This window comes from Streptomyces sp. NPDC055254 (assembly GCF_053606025.1).
In genome coordinates this window covers 296,158-315,558 of sequence record NZ_JBSGQV010000004.1, presented here as the reverse complement: position 1 = coordinate 315,558, position 19,401 = coordinate 296,158, and the positions used below count along the sequence as shown (strand labels likewise).

The following is a 19,401-nucleotide window of genomic DNA, read 5'->3' as shown; positions in this document are numbered from 1 at the left end:
GCCGTCCATCAACCGGGCACAGCTCGTACCGACACAGGGGGATCAGAGGCTGGGTTGCGCGCTGGTGGAGAGCCCCGGCAGCTGTAACCGGGTGGGGGTCAGGTCAGGCGCAGGCTGGCTGTGATGGTCTTGCCATGCGGGTGGCTGGTGATGCGGATGTGCTGGGCGAGGCGTTGGACCAGTGGCCATCCGTAGCCGCCCGGCTCGCCGGGGGTGACGGTGCGGGCTGAGGGGCCACGTGGGTCTTTGTCCTCAACGGTCACGTGGAGGGTGTCGTCGGCGATGTCGATGTGGAAGGCGATGATGCCACCGCCGTGGCAGATCGCGTTGATGACCAGTTCAGAGGTGACCAGGAGTGCGTCGGCGGCGATGACGCTGTCGAGGCTGATACCCGCGTGCTGCAGCAGGGCACTCACCCGGTCGCGGGCGGCGGCTGCGGTGGCCGGTGGCCCTGGTGGGTGACCCGCGGCACTGGCCCCGCGCCGACCGGTGAAGCCGCAAGTCCCGTTGCTGGTTGTGTGTGCACTCATACCGTCACCGCCTGCCCGTGGCCGCGCCGGCCATGCCGCCGCAGTCGGATGGGCTCTCCGGGTGTCGAACAGGGCGGGCAGGAGGTCGCGGAATTCGCGAAGCCGGTTCGGAGCCGGCCCCGGTGCGCGGCGCGGCCAGAGCGCCGGCCCCGATCGTGGGGCGGCACTGGGGACGCAGCCTGGGACCCGGCACCATCCGTCGCACGGCTTGGTCCCGCTGGGGCGGGCCACGCCGATGGCTTGGCCATGACTCCCAGGCGCCGGGTGGCGGCGATGGCTCCGGCCAGCGTCTCCATACCGGCCTGGGGCCTGGAAGTGCGCGGACGCGACGTGCGCGGCGGCAGAGGTGGTACGGGGCCGCTCCGGCGGCGCAGGTCGTGGCGAGGAGGGCGGCGGAAACGAGGGTGTGGCCGGCTCGGGAGGTGTAGCCGTTCTTGATGCCGATGATGCCCGGGTATCGTCCGACGCCGTCTTCGCCGGTGAGGAGCCGGTTCTTGTTTCCGATGCTGTAGGTCCAGGTGGGGCTGCCTTCGTCGCGGGTGTCGCCGGGGAACCGGGCGTCGGTCAGGGCCGCGTACCGGGCAGAGGTGGGGTCCGCGAGGCCGGCACGACCGAAGACGGCGAGGTCGTAGGCGGAGGAGACCTGGCCGTCGGCGTCGTATCCGTCGGGCGAACGACGTGGGTGTCCTGGGCGCCCAGGGATCGGGCATTGGCCTGCATCTGGGTCGCGGTCTCGTCCCAGCCGCCGTTCATGGTGGCCGGGACGTGGACGGCGTCGTTGCCGGAGCTGCGGAAGACACCCTTCCAACAGGTCCGCCACCCGGTAGGTGCGGCCCGCGTCGGTACCCACCCGGCTGCTGCCCTCGCCCTCGCCCACGTTTTCGCGTTCTGCTTCGGTGACCGTGTGCCGGCCGGTGCCGGGCAGGCGGGGCAGGGCGTGAGGGCGAAGAGGCTCTTGATGGTGCTGGTCGGCGGCAGGCGACGGTGGGCGTTGTGTGCCGCGAGTACCTCTCCGGTGCGGACGTCGGCCACCAGCCAGGACAGGGCGCAGACGTCGTCCGGTAGTCCGGGGGCTCCCTGCCGTACGCGCACGTGGGTTCCGGGGCGGTGCAGCAGCGACGCGTCGACGGCCGATGCGGGCTGCGGCGGCAGGGGTCGGCTCGTGGAGCTCCCGTGGCGGGCGGTGCGAGGAGGACCACCGCACCGACCGCGAGGGCTGCCGCAGCGGAGAGGGACCCGCGGGCAGAAGATCTGATGCTCATTCAGGCAGCGTAGGAAGGGATGTGGCCGCCCGCGGTGCGCTGTGCGCCGACCGGCCGTATCCCGCCTCATGCCTCACGCGTCGATGATCACCGGGATGATGAGGGGCTTGCGCCGGTGGGTGCGGAACGCCCAGTTCGCCACCGCGCGGGCGATGAGCTGTTCGAGCTGAACCGCGTCGCCGACGCCTTCCTTGGCAGCGGTGGCCAGGGTCTTTTCGATCACGGGGATGACGGGTGCGAAGGTGGTGTCGTCGTGTTCGAATCCGCGGGCCAGGAAATCGGGGGTCTCGGCCAGCATGCCCGTGTTGGCGTCGACGATGGCCACGACGGTGACCACGCCCTCCTGGGCGAGGGTGACGCGGTCCTTGAGGGATGCCTCGGTGGCGCCGCCGACCGTCATGCCGTCCACGTAGACGTAGCCCGCGGGCACCTTGCCGGTGATCTTCGCGCGGCCGTCGACGAGGTCGACGACGACGCCGTCCTCGGCGATGACGACACGGTCGGGGTCGACTCCCGTGGCGATGGCCAGGTCGGCGTTTGCGCGCAGGTGCTTCCACTCGCCGTGCACGGGCATCACGTTGCGGGGCTTGACGATGTTGTAGCAGTACACGAGCTCACCGGCGCTGGCGTGACCGGAGACGTGCACCTTGGCGTTGCCCTTGTGGACGACTTTCGCGCCCCAACGGGTCAGCCCGTTGATGATCCGGTAGATGGCGCTCTCGTTGCCGGGGATCAGGGAGCTGGCGAGCAGGACGGTGTCACCCTTGCCGATACGGATCTGGTGGTCGCGGTTGGCCATGCGCGACAGAGCCGCCATGGGCTCGCCCTGCGAGCCGGTGCAGACCAGGGTGATCTTGTTGTCCGGGAGCTGCTCCAGTTCCTTCATGCTCACCACCAGGCCGGCGGGGACCTTCAGGTAGCCGAGTTCGCGGGCGATGCCCATGTTGCGGACCATGGACCGGCCCACGAAGGCGACCTTGCGTCCGTGCTGGTGGGCGGCGTCGAGCACCTGCTGGATGCGGTGCACGTGGCTGGCGAAGCTGGAGACGATGACCCGGCGCGGGGCGGTGCGCAGGACCTGCTCGATTGCCGGGTTCAGCTCGCGCTCGGAGGTGGTGAAGCCGGGGACCTCGGCGTTGGTGGAGTCGGTGAGGAAGAGGTCGACGCCCTCCTCGCCGAGGCGGGCGAAGGCGCGCAGGTCGGTGATGCGGTCGTCCAGCGGGAACTGGTCCATCTTGAAGTCACCCGTGTGGAGCACCATGCCGGCGCCGGTGCGGATGGCGACCGCGAGGCCGTCCGGGATGGAGTGGTTGACCGCCACGAACTCGCAGTCGAAGGGGCCGAACTTCCTTCGGTCTCCCTCGCGCACGCGTGCCGTACGGGGCTTGATGCCGTGTTCCTTGAGCTTGGCCTCCAGGAACGCCAGCGTCAGCTTCGAGCCGACGACAGGAATGTCGGCCCGCTCGCGCAGCAGGTACGGCACGCCTCCGATGTGGTCCTCGTGGCCGTGGGTCAGCACCACGGCCACGATGTCCTCCAGCCGGTCCCGGATGGAGGTGAAGTCGGGAAGGATGACGTCGACGCCGGGCTGGTGCTCCTCGGGGAACAGCACGCCGCAGTCGACGATGAGCAGCTTGCCGGCGTGCTCGAAGACGGTCATGTTGCGGCCGATTTCGCCCAGGCCGCCCAGGGCGGTGACCCTCAGCCCTCCGGCGGGCAGGGGCGGGGCGGCTTCAAGTTCGGGATGGGGATGACTCATACCTTGACGTTACCGGAGGGTCTGCCGAGGTGATCCTTTGCCGTCCACCGATTGACCTCGCGGCTTTCGGCGCGGAGGGGATGGGCCACTTCCAGGTGAAACGGTTCTCACCGAGGGCGCCCGCGGGCACGCTCTGAGCGCGCCCGGGGCCGGTGAGGTCCCGAAGCCGGGCGGCCAGGCCATCGGGGCCCAGGTGGGCCAGAGCCCACAGCGAGGTGACCCGCGTGGCGGACGTCCAGACTTCGGGGGCCGGGAGCAGGAACGGGGCGACGGCGAGTCCGCGGGTTGTGAACGGGGCCGGGTCGAGGTACGCCATCCCGCCGGTCCCGGATCAGAGGACCTGTGCTGCTGCGCCGGGTGACCCGGACGCGGGCCGCGCTACTCGCGGGTCCTGCCCCCGGAGGGTCGGCCCCGGCGGGGATTCCTCGCCGGGGCTCCGTCACCTCAGGTTCGAGACCGTCGCCGCCTTCTCCAGCCGTGCCGGCCTGGCGTACCCCTCGACGTGACATCGCCACCTGAACAGCGGCTTCCCGGGCCGACCGGGCCTGCCGTGCGGTGGTGCCACGGTGGGCGACGCGCCAGGGTGGTGGCGCGCAGGAGCCATTCGGCGGGGCCGTATGGGTGGTGGCGCAGCCAGTACCGGCTGAGCGTGAGCTGGGCTGCGAACAGGGTCAGCGCGAGGGCCGCGACGGCGGGCGGTGGCAGGTGGCCGACGAGGCCGGCGCCGTAGCCGGTGAACACCAGGGCGAGCACCAGTGACTGGGTGAGGTAGTTGGTCAGGGTCATACGGCCCGCCGGGGCGAGTGCGCCCGCGAGGTGGCGTCCGCGGAGGGTGGACAGCAGGCGCAGGAGGGTGGCGGCGTAGGCGGCGGCCAGCAGCGGGGCGGTGATGACGTCGATGCCCAGCCCGAGCAGCTGGTAGGCCGTGCCGGGGTGTTCCGCACTCGTGTGGGCGTACGTCACTGCGCCCGCGAGGCCGACGGTGAAGCCGGTCCACTGGAGCCGGCGCAGCAGGGCCTGGTGGCGGGTGACGTCGGCCAGGGCGTTGTTCCGGCCCGCGGCCAGGCCGAGGAGGAACGCCGCGAAGGCGGCGGGCGCCTGGAAGAAGGCGAGGAGGAACGCGACGTCGGGCAGCTGCTCCAGGTGCGCGGCGATGACCGATCCCGGGCTGCCGCGCAGGGCTTCGGTGGCCCGCTGGGCGTGGGCCGCGGCGGCGTCCGGGTCGAAGCCGGGGCCGCCGGCGGTGTGCTGGGCGAAGGCGAGCAGCAGATATCCGGCCGCGGTCACGGTGAACAGTCCGATCGCGGCCCGTACCGCTGTACGGGGCCGGACTCGGCGGACGGCGAGGAGGACGAGGCCGAGGACGGCGTAGGTGGTGAGGATGTCGCCCGGGAAGAGGATGACCGCGTGGAACGCGCCGAGGGCGAACAGGCCCGCGCAGCGGCGCAGGAACCTCGGCAGGAACCGGGCCCCGTCCCGCTCAGCCGAGGCGAGTTGCAGGGTGAAGCTGTAGCCGAAGAGGAAGGAGAACAGGAGGTAGAACTTGGCTTCGAAGAAGACCGCGACCAGGTAGCGGAGGGCCTCGTCGAGGGCGCTATCGAATTCCGGGTCCTCCAGGCCGGTGCCGTGGTAGGCGGAGGCGAGGTAGGTGCTGTTGACCATCAGGATGCCGAAGAGGGCGAATCCCCGTAACGCGTCGACGTCCGCGAGCCTGCGCACCTTCGCGCGCGGTGTGCTCGGCGGGATCGGTGGGGTCGGCGGGGTGGTGAGTTCGGTCATCCCGTTGCTCCCGTCAGGTCGCCGTGGGCGTCGAGGCGTTCCAGGAAGCGCTGCTGATCGGTCAGGAAGCCGTCGGCGAACAGCATCTTGGGGGCGAGGACGGCGGTGAGGTAAAGCCGGGCCGGGGACTGTTCCACGGCGTGTTTGACGAGGGAGTGGCCAGCGTCGGGGTAGTGGAGGACGCGCAGCTGGGAGGCGGGGAGCAGGTTGCGGTAGGTGGTCTCGGTGTCCGTGACGTCGACGTTGACGTCGCGGCCGGCGAGCATGAGCAGGACCGGTATGCGGGGCATGGCCCGCAGGTCGGCTGTCGCGTCGGAGGTGTAGTTCCGGGCGATGAAGCGCCAGCGGGCGGCCGTCACCCCCTGCGGATCGCCGACGGCGCGTACGTACTCCTCGTAGGAGGCCTGCCGGTCCAGCAGGTCGAGGGTCGTCTGCCGCCGGCGCAGCGCGGTGGCCGTTTCCTCGGGAGAGGCGCCGTTCGCGCGGAGTTCGGCGAGCAGGTTGTAGCGGCCTTGCCGGCGCCAGTCGACCGCAGGGGAGACAGCGATGACGAACCGCACGCCGGGGGCCTGGGTGGCCACCTTGGGCAGCACCCAGCCTGCCTGGCTCGCCCCCCAGAGTCCGATGCGGCGCGGGTCGATGTCCGGCCGCTGCCTGGTCGCCCAGGCGATGGCGTCGGACGTTTCACGGGCCCGCTCGGCCATGGTCTGGTCCAGCCACTCCCCGGCCGAGCCCGCGACCCCGGGCTTGTTCCAGGACAGCGAGGCGTATCCGGCCCGGGCGAGGGATTCCCAGATGGGCCGGTAGAAGGTCTCGTGCGTGGCGTCGACCGGCCCGTCGCCGTGGACGAACACGACGAGGCCGAACGGCCCCCGGCCCCGATGGTCCGGCGGCAGGGCGAGTACGCCGTCCAGGGCCGTTTCGCCGTGGCGGATGGACACCTTCTCCTCGCGGATCTCGTAGCTGTTCTGCTGTAGCACCACGGCGCCCAGCGCGGTCCCGGTCAGCACCACGGCGACGAGTGACCAGATCACCGCCCGGGAGCGGCGGCGGCCACGCCGGAAGACGGAATGTCTCATCATCCAACCTCGAATCTTTCTTCATAGGAACGATCGTTTCTGAAACGAACGTACTACACTCGTTCGTGTTGGACGAGGGATCGGCCGATCGGTGATCGAGGGGAGGGGGTGCGCAGTGGGCGGCACAGGCGGTCATGAGGACGCGACGTCGGGGGAGTTGACCGTCGTTCGCGGGTCCCTGACGGGGCTCGGGCGCGGGTGGCGGAGCTGTACTGGGAGGCCTTCGGCCGCAAACTGGGGGCGGCGTTGAACCCGCCGGAGCAGGGCAGGCGGTTCATCGCCGCGCATCTCACCGCGACCGGGGCATCGTGGCCCTCGCGGGAGGGCAGGTGGTGGGTGTGGCCGGCTACCAGTGGGGCGGGCGCTCACCGGGGGCGGGTGAAGGATGTGCTGTCCGATCACGGCACGCTGCGGGGGCTGGGGGCTGGGGGCTGGGGGCTGGGGGCTGGGTGGCTGGGGGCTGCCGCGCGTCGCGCTCCTCGCCTTGCTCGAACGCACGCCGAAGGACGGGGAGCTGGTCATGGCCGGCATCGCGGTCGACTGGGCTCACCGCGGCTGCGGGATCGGCAGCCCCCTGTTGCGAGAGGTCGGCGCGGTGGCGGCCGACGCCGGCTGCCACCGGATCCGGCTCGTACGTACGGCATCGCCCCCGAGCAGGTTTGGGCCCCGGGCACCCTGACGCTGACCCTCACCGAGTTCACCAGCCTGCTCCACACGCTCGTTGCCCAGTACGTTCGCACCACACAGTCCCGCCACCTGCTCCTCGTCAACGGGCACGGCGGCAACCGCGGAGTCCTGGCCGCCCTCGTCCACGAACTCCGCCACGCCCACGGGATCAGCGTGTGCGTCCTGCACCCCTTGGCCCTGGCCCACCTTCCGGCAGGAGACCGGCCCGAGATCCACGCCGGCTTTCACGAAACCGCGCTGATGCTCCACCTCGCGCCCGAAACCGTCCACCTCGACCAGCTCGCCGAGCGCCCTCCGCAGGACGCTGACGAGATCCGCCGGCAGGTGACCGACCGGGGCGTGTCCTGGCCCTGGACATCGGGCGACCCGTACATCGCCGCCGCCGGGATCACCGCAACGACCCGCGCACCGCCACCCCTGCACTCGGCGCCCGCCTCCCACTTCCAGGGCTGAGCCCCGGGCCCCGGTGCGCGTTGGCCCCGCGGTCAGAGAACGACCGGATACGCGCGCGGCGCCTGCACAAGGTCCGGGCGAACCGGGCCAGACGCCCGTCCAGCGCGGCTCGGTCGCCCTGATGACGCAGGAGTTCCGCGCCGCCGTCTCCCAGACCAGCACCTGACCGGTACGGCGAGGCAGGGGTCCTCGGGGCGGATCGTGGACGCGGACGTGTTTCGCGAAGCTGACCGACTACGGGTGACCGATCCGCAGGGAGTTGCACGGGCCTGTTACCCCACTGACGTGCTCCGGAGGCGGACAGGGCGGTCACGCCGACCGGCCACGCAATCGGGCAAGCCCAAGGCTTCCCTGGGCAAGCTCACTGGCGAGCAGGCTTGCACGGCTGACCGGCGGTCGCGTTGTTGCCCTCCCCGGCTGCCGCGGTGTCGTGGATTACAACATGCGCCGGCCACGAGCCACGATCGCACTTCTGAGTCTTGCCCGCCGCGAGCGTCAGACCAGTTTCGTCAGTGTCCACCGCTGGCGGAAGGCGCGCTGATGTCCGTGTTAACTGGTGTGGCAGTTGATGCGTCGCCCAGGCCTAGCCGCTCATTTATCCAAGCATCTGTACCAGGGCCAGCAAGATCTTTTCCCGCGACGCAGACACATAGGCTCCGCTAGCCCATCATGTCATCATGACCACGCATCGGCGATGGATTCTTTGGGGCGGCGCTACGTTTGGTCTCGCCTTGATCGGCCTCGGCTCTTACTTCGCCTACATCGGCCTGGAGCAGGCGGACAGGCTGGCAAGCGTTCTGGGGTTCTTCATGGGGGCGCTGGGTCTAGCGATCTCCATCCGGGTTGCTCTTCTCCCTCGCAGGAACAACACCCCGGATAACCCTCCCGCCTCTGGGGGAACCGCTCCTATTGCGACTCGTCCGAGCGCAGATTCGGCAGAAAATCATCTGAGTAACATTCAGGTCCATGGGCCTTCCGCTATCATCAACGGAAATCACGGCAGGCAGAATAACCGTTTTGGATAAATCGCGGATGCGGGATAAGGCAGGGGTCAGAAAACGCTCGAACTCCGTGCATGATGCGGAGATCAGGGAAAGTCAGATCATTGTCGGCGACCACGGAAAGATGGTCAATATCTTCAGCCCTGGGCTCATTGCGCTTGCTATCACGGTGCTCGTTGCAGCGGCAGTAGCCTTGGTCTTTATGGCGGAGCCATGGAATCCCAGCAAAACGGATCAGAACGGCCAGAAGGGGACGCTGCAGCCCGTCTCTCCAGTTGAACACGGCGGCCGATTTTACATGTCTGATGATTCAGGGTACCTAAGCGCGCTGGACGTCCGCACTGGTAAGGAGCTTTGGAGCTTTCACCAGACGGGAACGACGGAAATTTCGCACACACAGGACGGTACATCGCGCATCTACGCCGGGGCTGCGGGGCGGAGCGCAAACGGATTGCATGCGCTGGATGCATCGAACGGTGACAGGATTTGGAGTAAGACGAGCGACTCGTGCGCGGGAAACCCCGTTGGGACCGCAGAGTCAACGCTGATTGTTGAAGCGGATGGGTATGTGTGTGGCTTAAACAAGGATACCGGGGAAGAGAAATGGCGCACCGAGGGCTCTGATTGCGTATTGGATCGGTCAGGGGCGGTATACCTCAATACCGGACCAGAAGTAGCCGCTCTCAACGCTGCTTCCGGTTCCATCATCTGGCGAGCGGTCGTAGGGGAGGGGGCGCTGATCCTTACCGATGAGAATCTTTACGTCGAGACCGACAAGATCTTTCAGGCGATTGATTCAGAGACAGGCAAGCATCGATGGACCCTCAGCGTCGATGGTCTCAAGTTCCAGGACGCCTCCACCTCTACATCCACGCTTTTCTTTATGGGTGAAGCAGGGGTGCACGCCATTAACGCGGATACGGGAAACCGTGCATGGAGCTACGTCAACCCGGAAGTCAAAGATCTAAGATACAGCGACGGTTCTGTGTATATTTTGACCAGTGCGGAGCTGGTGGCCCTTGCCGAGAAAACGGGTGAAAAGAGGTGGGTGCGGGAAGTCTTTAGTGGAGTGTCTCTCGCCGTCCATCGTGATAAGTTCGTCAACCTTTTGTACGTCCTCGGGGGGAGAATTTCAGCCGTTCGCACGAAGAACGGTGACCTCGCTTGGAACTCTCCTGTGTTGAGCACTGACCTACCCCCCGCCATGGCAGAAGGTGCTGCGGTGATGGCACAAGACCATAACGACATAACGACGCTCGATCCGTTGAACGGCGCAACACGTTGGTCTCATACTTCCCGCGGCCGAGTCGTGTCAATTTCGTATAGTGGTCCGCCAACAGCGATGGATGCAATTTACCGAATTCGTTAGGGCAAGGTAGAGTCGCACTACTGCTACTGAGTAAGCGCGGCTGGCCCGCGAACGTCACGTGAAGGCGACCGCCGGCGGACCGTGGACCCCAGGTGGGAGGACGGCTCCGCGGCCATGAACGCCACACTGCGCATTTTCAGCGTTGCCCCTCCAGGGTGAGGACAGCTTTGGTGATGACGGTCATGCGGTTGGGACTGATGCGGGATCTTCGGAAGATCTGCCAGGACTTCAGCCGTGCCATGCCGCGTTCGACCGGTGCCCGGGCTGCGGCCAGGCTCGGTTGACGGTGCGCTGGGTGAGGGTGAGCTCGCCGCTCGGTGGCCGTTTGAGTCCGGTGGTGACCCAGGAGCCGGCACCCGTGTAGGCACGGTCGGCGAACAGGGGCCCACCCCGGCGCGGTTCGCATCCTGTCGGGGGCGGGGGACGAGCGGCGAGGCCCCCACCTGTCTTGGTAGGGGGTCTCGTCCAGTAGCGGCGCGGGCGGAGTTGCTGCCCTTCGCGGGCTCAACGGCTCTTGTACATCGCGACCGTGAAGCTGACCTTCTTACCGTTGTGGTAGTCGGTGCTGTCCCACACCGAGATGTGAGACCTGTCCTGCATCCGCAGGTGCAGCACCTCATCGGCGTTGTTCCAGTTGTATCCGACGAACTGGAAGTTCGGTTCGGGACTGTCTCCCATTCTCCTGTTTCCCCAGCTGCAGATACGCGACGAGTCGTTCTTGCAGACGGACCAGGCCCTGGCGTACAGGTGGCAGTCCTCTCCCTGCCATACGTCGATACGCTTCAGCCTCGCGTCGGACGAGCGCCACGTTCCGTTGAACCGGTTGGCGGAGCACAGGGCGGCTGCTTCTTTCGTCGAGGTGAGGGTGAGCACCACCGAGAGGGAGAGCGTCAGGGCGGCCGTCAACAGCACGGCCATGATCTGGCGTAGTGGAATGCGGGCAGAAGAGACCTGTGTCATCCTGAACCTCCGATAGCGGGTCGCAGCGCGGGGCATCCCGTCGTCACACGACGCGTCGTCCCCCTACTTCGGCTGAACGCCACCCATTCGGGCCCGGATCATTTAGCCCTTTGCCCCCTGCCTATTCCAGAGCAGCATTCCGCAAACGTGATCGCAAGTCGGCAGGATTCTACATTTCGCGCACGATTCAATGATGAATGCGATTCAAAGTAGATCGATCAATGAGCTCCTTCAGCCTTGACGCTCCAGGGTGAGGATGGCTTTTCCGATTGACGTCATGCGGTTCGGGCTGCATCGGGACCTGCGGAAGATCCGCCAGGATTTCAAGCGGGCGACGCCGCGTTCGACCGGTGCCCGTGCCGCGGCCAGGGCCCGGTTGACGGTCTTCTCGGTGGGGGCGAGTTCCTGCAGGGGCCTGTGTTTGATGCCCGTGGTCAGCCAGGGGCCGCCGCCCTGGTAGGCGAGATCGGCCAGGATGGGAACTCCCTGGCGCTCGCAGATGCGGATGATCCGGTGGGTGCGGGCGGCGGTCAGGTCGTGGGCGCGGCCCGGCAGCGCGGGTGAGAGCGACAGCAGCCGGCCGTCCGGATCGGTGACCACCTGTACGTTCACTCCGTGCCGGCGATGCTTGTGGGAGTAGTCCGCGCGTGAGTCGCCGACCCGGTCGCACTCGGCGAGGGTCCCGTCCAGCAGGACGAAGTCGGGGTCAGCCTCGCGCAGGGCCTTCAGTAGACCTGGCGCACGTTGGGCGAGCAGGTCGGTGACTGCGCTGGTGTAGGCGTGGGCGGTGGACTCGCTGATCCCGAACCCGGCAGCGATCTTTGCCAAGGTTGTGTGCTCACGTAGGTACACCAGTGCCACCATCGCGCGCTGCGACGGGCGGAGCTTGCAGCGTCGGTCGCCCCCACGGGTGACGATGAGCATGGTGACCCACTCCACGAGCGCATGTGGCAGGTCGAGTGCGGCAGGATAGATGACCAACGAGGCCCCTGAGCAGCGTGGTTGAGGCGTCAGACATCTCGATCAACTGTCCGGGGGCCTCGCTCGTTGCGCTTGTCGGGTGTCACCTGATCGGGGCCCGGATCGAAGAAGCTCACTGTTCGACACCGGATTCAACAAGCTCGCTTACGTCGAGAGCACCCCCAACGTCCCTGAACGATCACGTTGGCCGTAGGAGAACACCGCCTGACCACCGGCGCTCCCGTCATCGGCGGGAGCGCTGGGCTCCCGACGCCAGGACCCCTGGCGGTAGCTGTACGAGAACAACGCCCAGTGCTGCGGCCCAGCGCGCGACAACTCCGCCGGCCTCACCAACAAGGGCGTGACCTCCGGAGGAACGAAGAGCTCGGGCAAGAACTTTGGATCGAGCGGCCAGCCCCGCACGACCGAAAGGCAGAACCCCAACAGCGGCCCCAACCCCAAACCCGCACCCAAGCACATCCCGAAGATGGACTGGGCCGCCCCGAAGGCCAGCTGGAATCCCACCGCCAGCGTGCAGCAGGTCCAAGTGCTTCACGCATCCACGGTTGATCCGCATGAGATTGAGGAGGATGTGCTGGCGCCATACCTCTTCGAAGCTCGTGACCCCAGCCGCGGAGCTGCCTACGATGAGAGCGGCGAGTCTTGCGATTCGGGCCCAGGGAGCAATTGGCGGGGAAACATCCAATACTTCCCTCGGAACGGTTCAAGCCTGGAAAGGATGGCTGTCGACGGGAGCGGTGGCGTACTGCAACGGCGGCGAGGCTGCCGAGGACGGTACCAGCACAGTGGGCCCGCGACGGGCCGATGCTGAGACTGGAACACGGTGGCTCGCGCCGCCGGTCGCCCCGTTCCGGGAGGGCGAGCGCCTGGCCACGATGGCGTCCCTCCTCCATGTCGACGCCGAGGGCAAGCCCTTCATGGGCGCTCTGATCGAGGGGTCGAAGCTGCCGGCCGAGGAGTGGCTGGCCTCGCTGCGCGCCTACCTCGGCCCGCTCCTGCACTGCTTCTACGCATACGAGCCCGCGCACACTCCGCACGGCGAGAACACGATGCTCGTCATCGGGGGGCGGCGTGGTGAAGCGGGCGGTCCTTAAGGACATCGCCGAGGAGATCGTGGTGATGGACCCGGACGCGGTCCTGCCGCCGGCGGTCGAGCGGGTCCGAGCGGACGTGCCGGAGGACATGAAGCGGCTGTCGATCTCCACGGACGTCTTCGACTGCTTCTTCCGCTTCCTGGGCCCGATCCTGGCCTCGGAGGGCATCTGCGAGGAGGAGACCTTCTGGCGGGCGGTGGCCGACTGCGCCCACGCCTACCAGGAATCGATGCCGGAGCTGGCGGACCGCTTCGCCCGCTACGACCTCTTCGCGCCGGAGTTCCAGCTGTCCTGCCTGAATCGCTTCCAACTGCGCGACACCAAGCAGATGGTCGACCTCACCGACCCGTCGGCGGCCCTCCAACTGAGCGGCAACCTCAAGGACCCCGTCGTCCCTTCGCGCGACGGTGAACCGGGCCGGGCGGGTGTCGATACGGTCCCTCGACACCCGTCCGGCCCGGCGCTTCACCTCCCTCGGCGCCCTTGGCCCCGTTCTGGCATGGGCCGCTACGGCGTCGGGAACACTGCCGGGCCGAACCGCACGGGGTCGTGCCAGGGCTGGGTACCGACTACCCATGCGACGTTCAGGAAGCCGTTCTTGTCGACGGCGAGCGCGGTCAGGAGGTCGTTCGCCTGCTTGGCCATCGCCACCGGTGCCCCCGGCGGGAACACTGCCGGGCCGAACCGCACGGGGTCGTGCCAGGGCTGGGTACCGACCACCCACGCCACGTTCAGGAAGCCCTGCTTGTCGACGGCGAGCGCCGTTAGGAGGTTGTCGTTCTGTTTGGCCATGGCCACCGGCGCACCGGGCGGGAACGCTGCTGGGCCGAACCGCACGGGGTCGTGCCAGGGCTGGGTACCGACCACCCATGCCACGTTCAGGAAGCCCTGCTTGTCGACGGCGAGCGCCGTCAGTAGGTCGTTCGCCTGCTTGGCCATCGCCACCGGCGCACCGGGCGGGAACACTGCCGGGCCGAACCGCACGGGGTCGTGCCAGGGCTGGGTACCGACCACCCATGCCACGTTCAGGAAGCCCTGCTTGTCGACGGCGAGCGCCGTCAGGAGGTCGTTCGCCTGCTTGGCCATGGCCACCGGCGCACCGGGCGGGAACACTGCCGGGCCGAACCGCACGGGATCGTGCCACGGCTGCGTACCGACTACCCATGCCACGTTCAGGAAGCCGTCCTTGTCGACGGCGAGCGCCGTCAGGAGGTTGTCGTTCTGCTTGGCCATCGCCACCGGCGCACCGGGCGGGAAGATCGCCGGGCCGAACCGCACCGGGTCGTGCCACGGCTGCGTACCGACCACCCACGCCACGTTCAGGGCGCCCTGCTTGTCGACGGCGAGCGCCGTCAGGAGGTTGTCGTTCTGCTTCGCCATCGCCACCGGCACCCCGGTCGCGAACGGCGGCTTCGGCGGCGGCGGTACCGGGCTCCCGTCAGGGGGAATGGCGCGCTGCCCGCCGACGTTGCCTGCGGCGGAGTAACGGCACACCAGGATCCATCCCGTGTTGCCGGTTACGGGCACGCCTTCCTTCACGCCGCAGCCGATCGCCGTGGTGGAGGACGCGGGGGACATCCACACGATCTGCGAGTAGTGGCCCCACACGTGGTAATTGCCGCTGGAAGCCTTGCTGTCGACCGGCGCGTTGTTGTCCGCGTCGAACGCGGCCTTCTCGGCCATCCAGCTGAACCCCACCCCCGGGTCCATGGCCGTCAGCGGCTTCGCCGGGCCGGGGGAGGCGTGGAGCAGGTTCTCGCCCTCGTTGCCGTTCGTGTCCCTGCTGCTGTGGACGAGCTTGCCGTCCTTGCTGGAGGCGGGGTCGTCGGCCCAGGCCTGGGCGTCGCAGGCGAGCTGGGGATCCCACCTCACGGACACGAGGGGGAAGGAAGGGTTGTACTTCTGGAGGGCCGCCTGGCGCGCGTCGTTGTGGGCCCGTACGAAGGCGTCGGCATCGGCGGCGCTGATCTGTGAGCCGGTGCCCGGCGGGGGGAGGGACGAGGCACATCTGGGCCCCTTCGCCTGGGAGGCCGGCGCCGGCGCAGCGGGCTCGTGCACGGAGGCGGCCGGTATCGGCCCCATCGCGCCCAGGCCGCACAACACGGCGGCTGACGCTGCAAGTGTCTTCAGTTTCATCGGACACCCCGTTTGTGTGGCATCGCGGTGACCTGCGCGGGTGCTGGTGCCGGTCTGAGCGGCGGCACGGGCGCGCCGGTCCGGCGTCGCGGAAACGACGGCCGACTGTCAGCGTCACCCGTTCGCAGGACACCCGCGCGCCCAGCGATCGACCGCTACGCCACTGGGGTGAAATATGCCGACCGGGGTTTCGGCTGGCGGACGGACGGACCGCTACGGCCAGGGGACCTCCGCTGCCCGGCAGTAGGTGATGTCCTGCGCGTCCAGGCGCGGGCCCTGCGCCGCCAGGCGGCGGCTGTACCCCGCCCGTTTCCGCGCTCGCGCCGGTGACCAGCCCAGCTCCGCCAGGCCCAGCATCCTCGGGAAGGCCTCGCCCCGGACTTCGTCGACTGGCAGACCCGCCATTCTGCCGCCGCTCTCGGCCGCGCCGGCATCGTCTTCGTCCACAACCCGGAGACCACCGGTCACGGCGATCGCGACCGTCTGCACGCGGAACTCCGGGCCGCCTGCGAGGTTCTCGAAGACCTTGCCGGCTCCGGTCTGATCGGCGGGTACGGGATCGCGACCTGGTCCAGGTTCACCGAGGAAGCCTTCACCGTCCCCGAACTTCGCGCCCCAGCCCGCGAGGCGGGTGGCCCCGGTCACCACCTGGCGGCCGTGCAGCAGCCCGTCAGCCTGGTCATGGCCCAGCCGATCACCCGCGCACTCGACGGGCGAGGCCCCCTGGTCCAGGCCCGCTCCGCCGGTCTCCTCGCCTTCGGCTCCGCGCCCCTGCATGGCGGGGAGCTCTTGGACCTGATCACGCCCGAGCTGGTGGGGTTGATCCGGCCGGGCGCCCACCCGGCCTCGGCCTGCCTGCTCGCCGCCGGTTCCTGCCCGAGCCCGGACGTTGTGCTGGTATCGGCCAGCACGCGCGCCGCCGTGTCGGCGCTGGACGACCCGCTGACCGACACGGAACTCAGGAAGGTGCTCGATGTACTCGCCCCCCGATGACGCCACCCAAGAGCGGATGGAGGCCGCACACGCCGAAGCGGCCAACCGCCTCGCCATCGGGACCGGCCCGCCGTACGCGTGGGAGTGGAACGGCCGCACCCTCAGCTCCCGCGCGGGCGCCGACCACTGGCTCCGCGTCGAAGCCACCCCCCGGCGACCGGGCCAGCACCCGCTTACCGCACGAGGGCATCACGGGCGGCGAGAACATCCCGGACGCCGTACCGCGCCCACGCCTGCACGTCACAGTCTGCTGGACCAAGGACGGCTGGACCTACGACGCCGACCTCCTCACCCACATCCCTCACCCGGTCATCTCCCCACACACCCCCGAACTCCTCACCGACCCGCACCTCACCGACGGGTGGTGGGCCGAGCTGCACCATGCCCTGGACGTGCTGGCCGGGGTGCCAACGGAACGGGGACCCGGATCACCACGGGGGTCCGGGACTCGCCCCGGGGGCCGGGGGTTTCACCCCGGACCCCGGACCCCGGACCCCGGCCCCGGCCCCGGCCCCGGACCCGCCCGCCCGCCCGGCGAGGGCTAGGCGGCATGGCCGCCGTCCACCGCGAACTCCGCTCCCGTGACATAGCCCGCGCCCGGCCCCGCGAGGAACGCCACCACGTCCGCGACCTCCTCCGCCCTACCGAACCGGCCCAGCGCCGTCATCGCCGCCTGCGGGCCCGCGTACGGTCCGTCGGCCGGGTTCATGTCGGTGTCGACGGGCCCCGGATGCACCAGGTTCGCGGTGATCCCGCGCCCGCCGAGCTCCCGCGCCAGGGCCTTCGTCAGCCCGATCGTCGCTGCCTTGCTCATCGCGTACAGCACCCCGCCCGGCCCCGGCACCCGCTGCGCCATGCAGCTGCCGATGGTGATGATCCGCCCGCCCTCCCGCATGCGCGCCGCGGCGGCCTGGGCCGCGAGGAACGCGCCCCGCACATTGACCCCCAGTACCCGGTCGACCTCGGTCAACTCGACGGCCTCCATGGGCCCGACGGCCCCGACCCCGGCGTTGTTCACGAGCACGTCGAGCCGCCCGAACCGCCGTACGGTCTCCCCGACGGCGTTCGCGACCTCCGCCGCGTCCCCCGCATCGGCCCGCAGCGCGACGCCTCGCCGCCCGAGCGCCTCCACGGCCTTGACCACCCGCGTCGCGGCCTCGGCATCGCTGACGTAGGTGATAGCGACATCCGCCCCGTCCTCGGCGAGCCGCACGGCAACGGCCGCCCCGATCCCCCGGCTTCCCCCGGTCACCAGCGCCACCGCGTTCCTGTCCATGTGCATGTGCATGTGCATGTCCTCCCGCATCGTTTGGTTGCGAGTTCAATCAAATAGCCTTCAGCCCCTCACCGCTGGCAGGAATCCGACCCCGCGTTCCCGACCGGACGGCGGGAACGCCAAAGCCCCGCCGGAGGCAATCTCCGGCGGGGCTTTGGCTACGTGAGGTGCGGATGGAATCCACGATCCGGCCGGAGCCCTCACCACTTCTCGGCGAGTCCTTCCAGGGGGTCGGAGGCTCCAGCCTGGCCACCTCCCCCGCTCGGCGATCGCCAGAGGTGCCGGGCGCTGCTACACCGGGGGCGGTGCCCGCGCTGTCGTGCGTCCGGGGCCAGCCCGCGGCTACCCCGCAGGGCGTGTTCCGTACAGGATCGACCGCGGCGGCCTGCCGGCCGGACTCCGCTCGTCGATGGAATGCTCGGCTCGGGCGGTTGCGATGCTCGTTCACCGGCCGTTATCCGCCGTGCGGGACTGTGCCGGGCCGGCCTGATCTACGACGGGCACACCCGCGACCGTGTCCCCGCCGGGAGGGCCGTCGCGGTGCACTGGCAAGGTGTGGCGCCTTTGACGGGCCATCCAGGAGACCGTCTCTGTGGTGTCGCAGCGGAACACCGTGGCCTGTGAGGTGAGGAGTGCCTTGCCCGTGCGCACGGTAGGGCCCCACGCCGCACCGGTGCCGTGATACCGCGGGGAGCGGCTGGCGTAGTTGAGATGGGGCGCACCACCCCGACAGGGCGGGTGCGCACCGCGCCGCGGCGGTGAGCGTCAGGCGCCGGGCCGTCCCCGGCAGGCAGTCGGAAGGCGGGATGGCGGCGGGCGTGGTCATGACGGGCAGGCAGCGCCGCGTGTGCGGCGGCACCGTGATGGGCACAACCCCGGCCGGGTGCGGCCGGTGGGCGGACACCGCCGGGCACCCGGCCGCGGGCCTGCTCTCGGCCGTCCTGGCGGCCGCGGTGCTGTGGGACACCGCCTGGCGCTCGGGAGCCCTCCGTCTCCCCGCCCGCGGCCGGCGGGCGGCCGGCACGCTGCGCCCGTCCGGCCGGGACGCGGACCGGGAACTGTCGCTGCGGCTGCTGGCGGCCGCGGACCGGGCGTTCGCCACCGGGCCCGGGGTCCGCGCGCTGCTGGCCGAGGACGCCTCGTTCGAGCGGAACGTGCTCCTGGGCGTCGGCGGTGACCCCGACCGGGAGTACCCGCCGCCCGGCCACACCTACCCGCGCTCGTGAGCATCTCCGGTGGGGGTCCCGTGCGGGCGCTGCGGCCGCGTGGCACCGGATGGTCCGCGCCTTCCCGCTCCACCCACTGCGTGAGGGCCCGCCGGGCCCGCATCGATGCCCGCTCCCGTCAGCCCGTCGCGCCGGGCAGAGCCGTGAAGGTCGCGCTGGCTGACCGCGAGGACACCGCCCCTTCCACTGCGAGTTCTCCGTCGATGGAGATCGTGCACTGGAGCCAGCCGTCGGGATGCTCGGGGTTGGACGTGATGATCGTGAGCATGGCCATCGCGTCGATGCCCGACATCACGACATCCTGCTTCCACGGCGTGACGCCCTTGACCTGCTTCTGCTCTCCTTTCAGAGGGTCGCCGACGGCATAGGCCACCTCGAAGGAGCCAGTGCCGGTCACCTCGTAGGTGACCTTGGTCCCGCGCTTGCGCCGGAAGGGGAGGAACCTACTGTTCATGTGCGGCCTCTGCGAAAGCGGACAAGGGCGGAACTCTCAGTGATCCTCGCATGTGCTGCCGGGACGGCCGCAGAGGGACCGGGCGCGGCCGCGGCTTCCGCGCCCGCCGCTGCCCTGACCCCGGCTGATGCCCGGGTTCCGGGTCCGGCTCCGCCGGGCACCGCCCCCGCCCCCACTCCTGCTCCTGCTGCCGGGGGTGGCCGGGAGGTCGTCGATCCGCCTCACCACCCCGCCCACGAGACGGCCCGCGACCGTCTCCCGGGTTCGCGTGTCCTCGGCGGCGGCCCGTTCCCACTCCACCACCACGCCCGCCGCGGCTGCGCCCTGGCAGCCGGCTCCGGCGGAAGCAGCGGTCCCTGCCC

At 69.4% G+C, this 19,401-nt stretch carries 15 protein-coding genes and 3 pseudogenes; 6 read left to right on the top strand and 12 right to left on the bottom strand.

The features are described from left to right. Window positions 1-98 precede the first annotated feature (98 nt). The 5 genes and pseudogenes from ACWFQ8_RS06835 to ACWFQ8_RS06815 all read right to left on the bottom strand — a co-directional run bounded on the left by ACWFQ8_RS06835 (window position 99) and on the right by ACWFQ8_RS06815 (window position 6,412). On the bottom strand, window positions 99-530 hold the full coding sequence (locus ACWFQ8_RS06835) for an ATP-binding protein (RefSeq protein ID WP_453785125.1): 432 nt from the start codon (window positions 528-530) through the stop codon (window positions 99-101). A 4-nt stretch (window positions 531-534) separates the two neighbouring features. Continuing rightward, window positions 535-1,862: pseudogene (locus ACWFQ8_RS06830) on the bottom strand (D-alanyl-D-alanine carboxypeptidase family protein). A gap of 3 nt (window positions 1,863-1,865) precedes the next feature. Then, on the bottom strand, window positions 1,866-3,551 hold the full coding sequence (locus ACWFQ8_RS06825) for a ribonuclease J (RefSeq protein WP_453785124.1): 1,686 nt from the start codon (window positions 3,549-3,551) through the stop codon (window positions 1,866-1,868). Window positions 3,552-3,995: 444 nt separating this feature from the next. Continuing rightward, on the bottom strand, window positions 3,996-5,330 hold the full coding sequence (locus tag ACWFQ8_RS06820; protein WP_453785123.1) for a DUF418 domain-containing protein: 1,335 nt from the start codon (window positions 5,328-5,330) through the stop codon (window positions 3,996-3,998). Next, window positions 5,327-6,412 carry an alpha/beta hydrolase family protein gene (locus tag ACWFQ8_RS06815; protein ID WP_453785122.1) on the bottom strand — a complete coding sequence of 362 codons (1,086 nt, stop codon included), beginning with the start codon at window positions 6,410-6,412 and terminating at the stop codon, window positions 5,327-5,329. Before ACWFQ8_RS06815 ends, ACWFQ8_RS06820 begins: the two co-directional genes overlap by 4 nt. 481 nt (window positions 6,413-6,893) lie before the next feature. Between ACWFQ8_RS06815 and ACWFQ8_RS06810 the strand changes: the two genes are divergently transcribed. The 3 genes from ACWFQ8_RS06810 (at window position 6,894) to ACWFQ8_RS06800 (ending at window position 9,919) form a co-directional block, all read left to right on the top strand. Beyond that, on the top strand, window positions 6,894-7,088 hold the full coding sequence (locus ACWFQ8_RS06810; protein WP_453785159.1) for a GNAT family N-acetyltransferase: 195 nt from the start codon (window positions 6,894-6,896) through the stop codon (window positions 7,086-7,088). After that, complete coding sequence (locus ACWFQ8_RS06805; protein WP_453785158.1) at window positions 7,022-7,549, top strand: creatininase family protein; 528 nt, start codon at window positions 7,022-7,024, stop codon at window positions 7,547-7,549. Before ACWFQ8_RS06810 ends, ACWFQ8_RS06805 begins: the two co-directional genes overlap by 67 nt. Window positions 7,550-8,515: 966 nt before the next feature. Continuing rightward, window positions 8,516-9,919 carry an outer membrane protein assembly factor BamB family protein gene (locus tag ACWFQ8_RS06800; protein WP_453785121.1) on the top strand — a complete coding sequence of 468 codons (1,404 nt, stop codon included), beginning with the start codon at window positions 8,516-8,518 and terminating at the stop codon, window positions 9,917-9,919. Between the two features lie 136 nt (window positions 9,920-10,055). Here ACWFQ8_RS06800 and ACWFQ8_RS06795 read toward each other — a convergent pair. The 3 genes and pseudogenes from ACWFQ8_RS06795 to ACWFQ8_RS06785 form a co-directional block, all read right to left on the bottom strand. Further along, window positions 10,056-10,387, bottom strand: a pseudogene (locus ACWFQ8_RS06795) (transposase family protein); the annotation flags it as partial. A 36-nt stretch (window positions 10,388-10,423) separates the two neighbouring features. After that, on the bottom strand, window positions 10,424-10,879 hold the full coding sequence (locus tag ACWFQ8_RS06790) for a hypothetical protein (protein WP_453785120.1): 456 nt from the start codon (window positions 10,877-10,879) through the stop codon (window positions 10,424-10,426). A gap of 231 nt (window positions 10,880-11,110) precedes the next feature. Then, the gene (locus ACWFQ8_RS06785; protein WP_453785119.1) at window positions 11,111-11,860 is read right to left on the bottom strand and encodes a transposase family protein; all 750 of its coding nucleotides are present in this window, start codon (window positions 11,858-11,860) and stop codon (window positions 11,111-11,113) included. Between the two features lie 824 nt (window positions 11,861-12,684). Between ACWFQ8_RS06785 and ACWFQ8_RS06780 the strand changes: the two are divergent. Continuing rightward, window positions 12,685-13,345, top strand: a pseudogene (locus ACWFQ8_RS06780) (IucA/IucC family C-terminal-domain containing protein); the annotation flags it as partial. Between the two features lie 116 nt (window positions 13,346-13,461). Here ACWFQ8_RS06780 and ACWFQ8_RS06775 read toward each other — a convergent pair. After that, entirely contained in the window at window positions 13,462-15,090 is a 1,629-nt protein-coding gene (locus tag ACWFQ8_RS06775; RefSeq protein ID WP_453785118.1) for a CAP domain-containing protein, read from the bottom strand. A gap of 213 nt (window positions 15,091-15,303) precedes the next feature. Beyond that, the gene (locus ACWFQ8_RS06770; protein ID WP_453785117.1) at window positions 15,304-15,867 is read right to left on the bottom strand and encodes a hypothetical protein; all 564 of its coding nucleotides are present in this window, start codon (window positions 15,865-15,867) and stop codon (window positions 15,304-15,306) included. Window positions 15,868-15,879: 12 nt separating this feature from the next. Between ACWFQ8_RS06770 and ACWFQ8_RS06765 the strand changes: the two genes are divergently transcribed. Then, a complete protein-coding gene (locus ACWFQ8_RS06765; protein WP_453785116.1) occupies window positions 15,880-16,083 on the top strand; it encodes a hypothetical protein in 204 nt (67 codons plus the stop codon). Between the two features lie 541 nt (window positions 16,084-16,624). Here ACWFQ8_RS06765 and ACWFQ8_RS06760 read toward each other — a convergent pair. Then, window positions 16,625-17,371 (bottom strand): SDR family oxidoreductase, encoded by a 747-nt coding sequence (locus ACWFQ8_RS06760; protein WP_453785115.1) that lies wholly within the window; start codon window positions 17,369-17,371, stop codon window positions 16,625-16,627. A 746-nt stretch (window positions 17,372-18,117) separates the two neighbouring features. Here ACWFQ8_RS06760 and ACWFQ8_RS06755 point away from each other — a divergent pair. After that, window positions 18,118-18,585, top strand: a complete 468-nt coding sequence (locus ACWFQ8_RS06755) for a hypothetical protein (RefSeq protein WP_453785114.1) — start codon at window positions 18,118-18,120, stop codon at window positions 18,583-18,585. 118 nt (window positions 18,586-18,703) lie between these two features. Here ACWFQ8_RS06755 and ACWFQ8_RS06750 read toward each other — a convergent pair whose 3' ends face one another. Continuing rightward, window positions 18,704-19,039, bottom strand: a complete 336-nt coding sequence (locus tag ACWFQ8_RS06750; RefSeq protein ID WP_453785113.1) for a hypothetical protein — start codon at window positions 19,037-19,039, stop codon at window positions 18,704-18,706. Window positions 19,040-19,401: the final 362 nt, after the last annotated feature.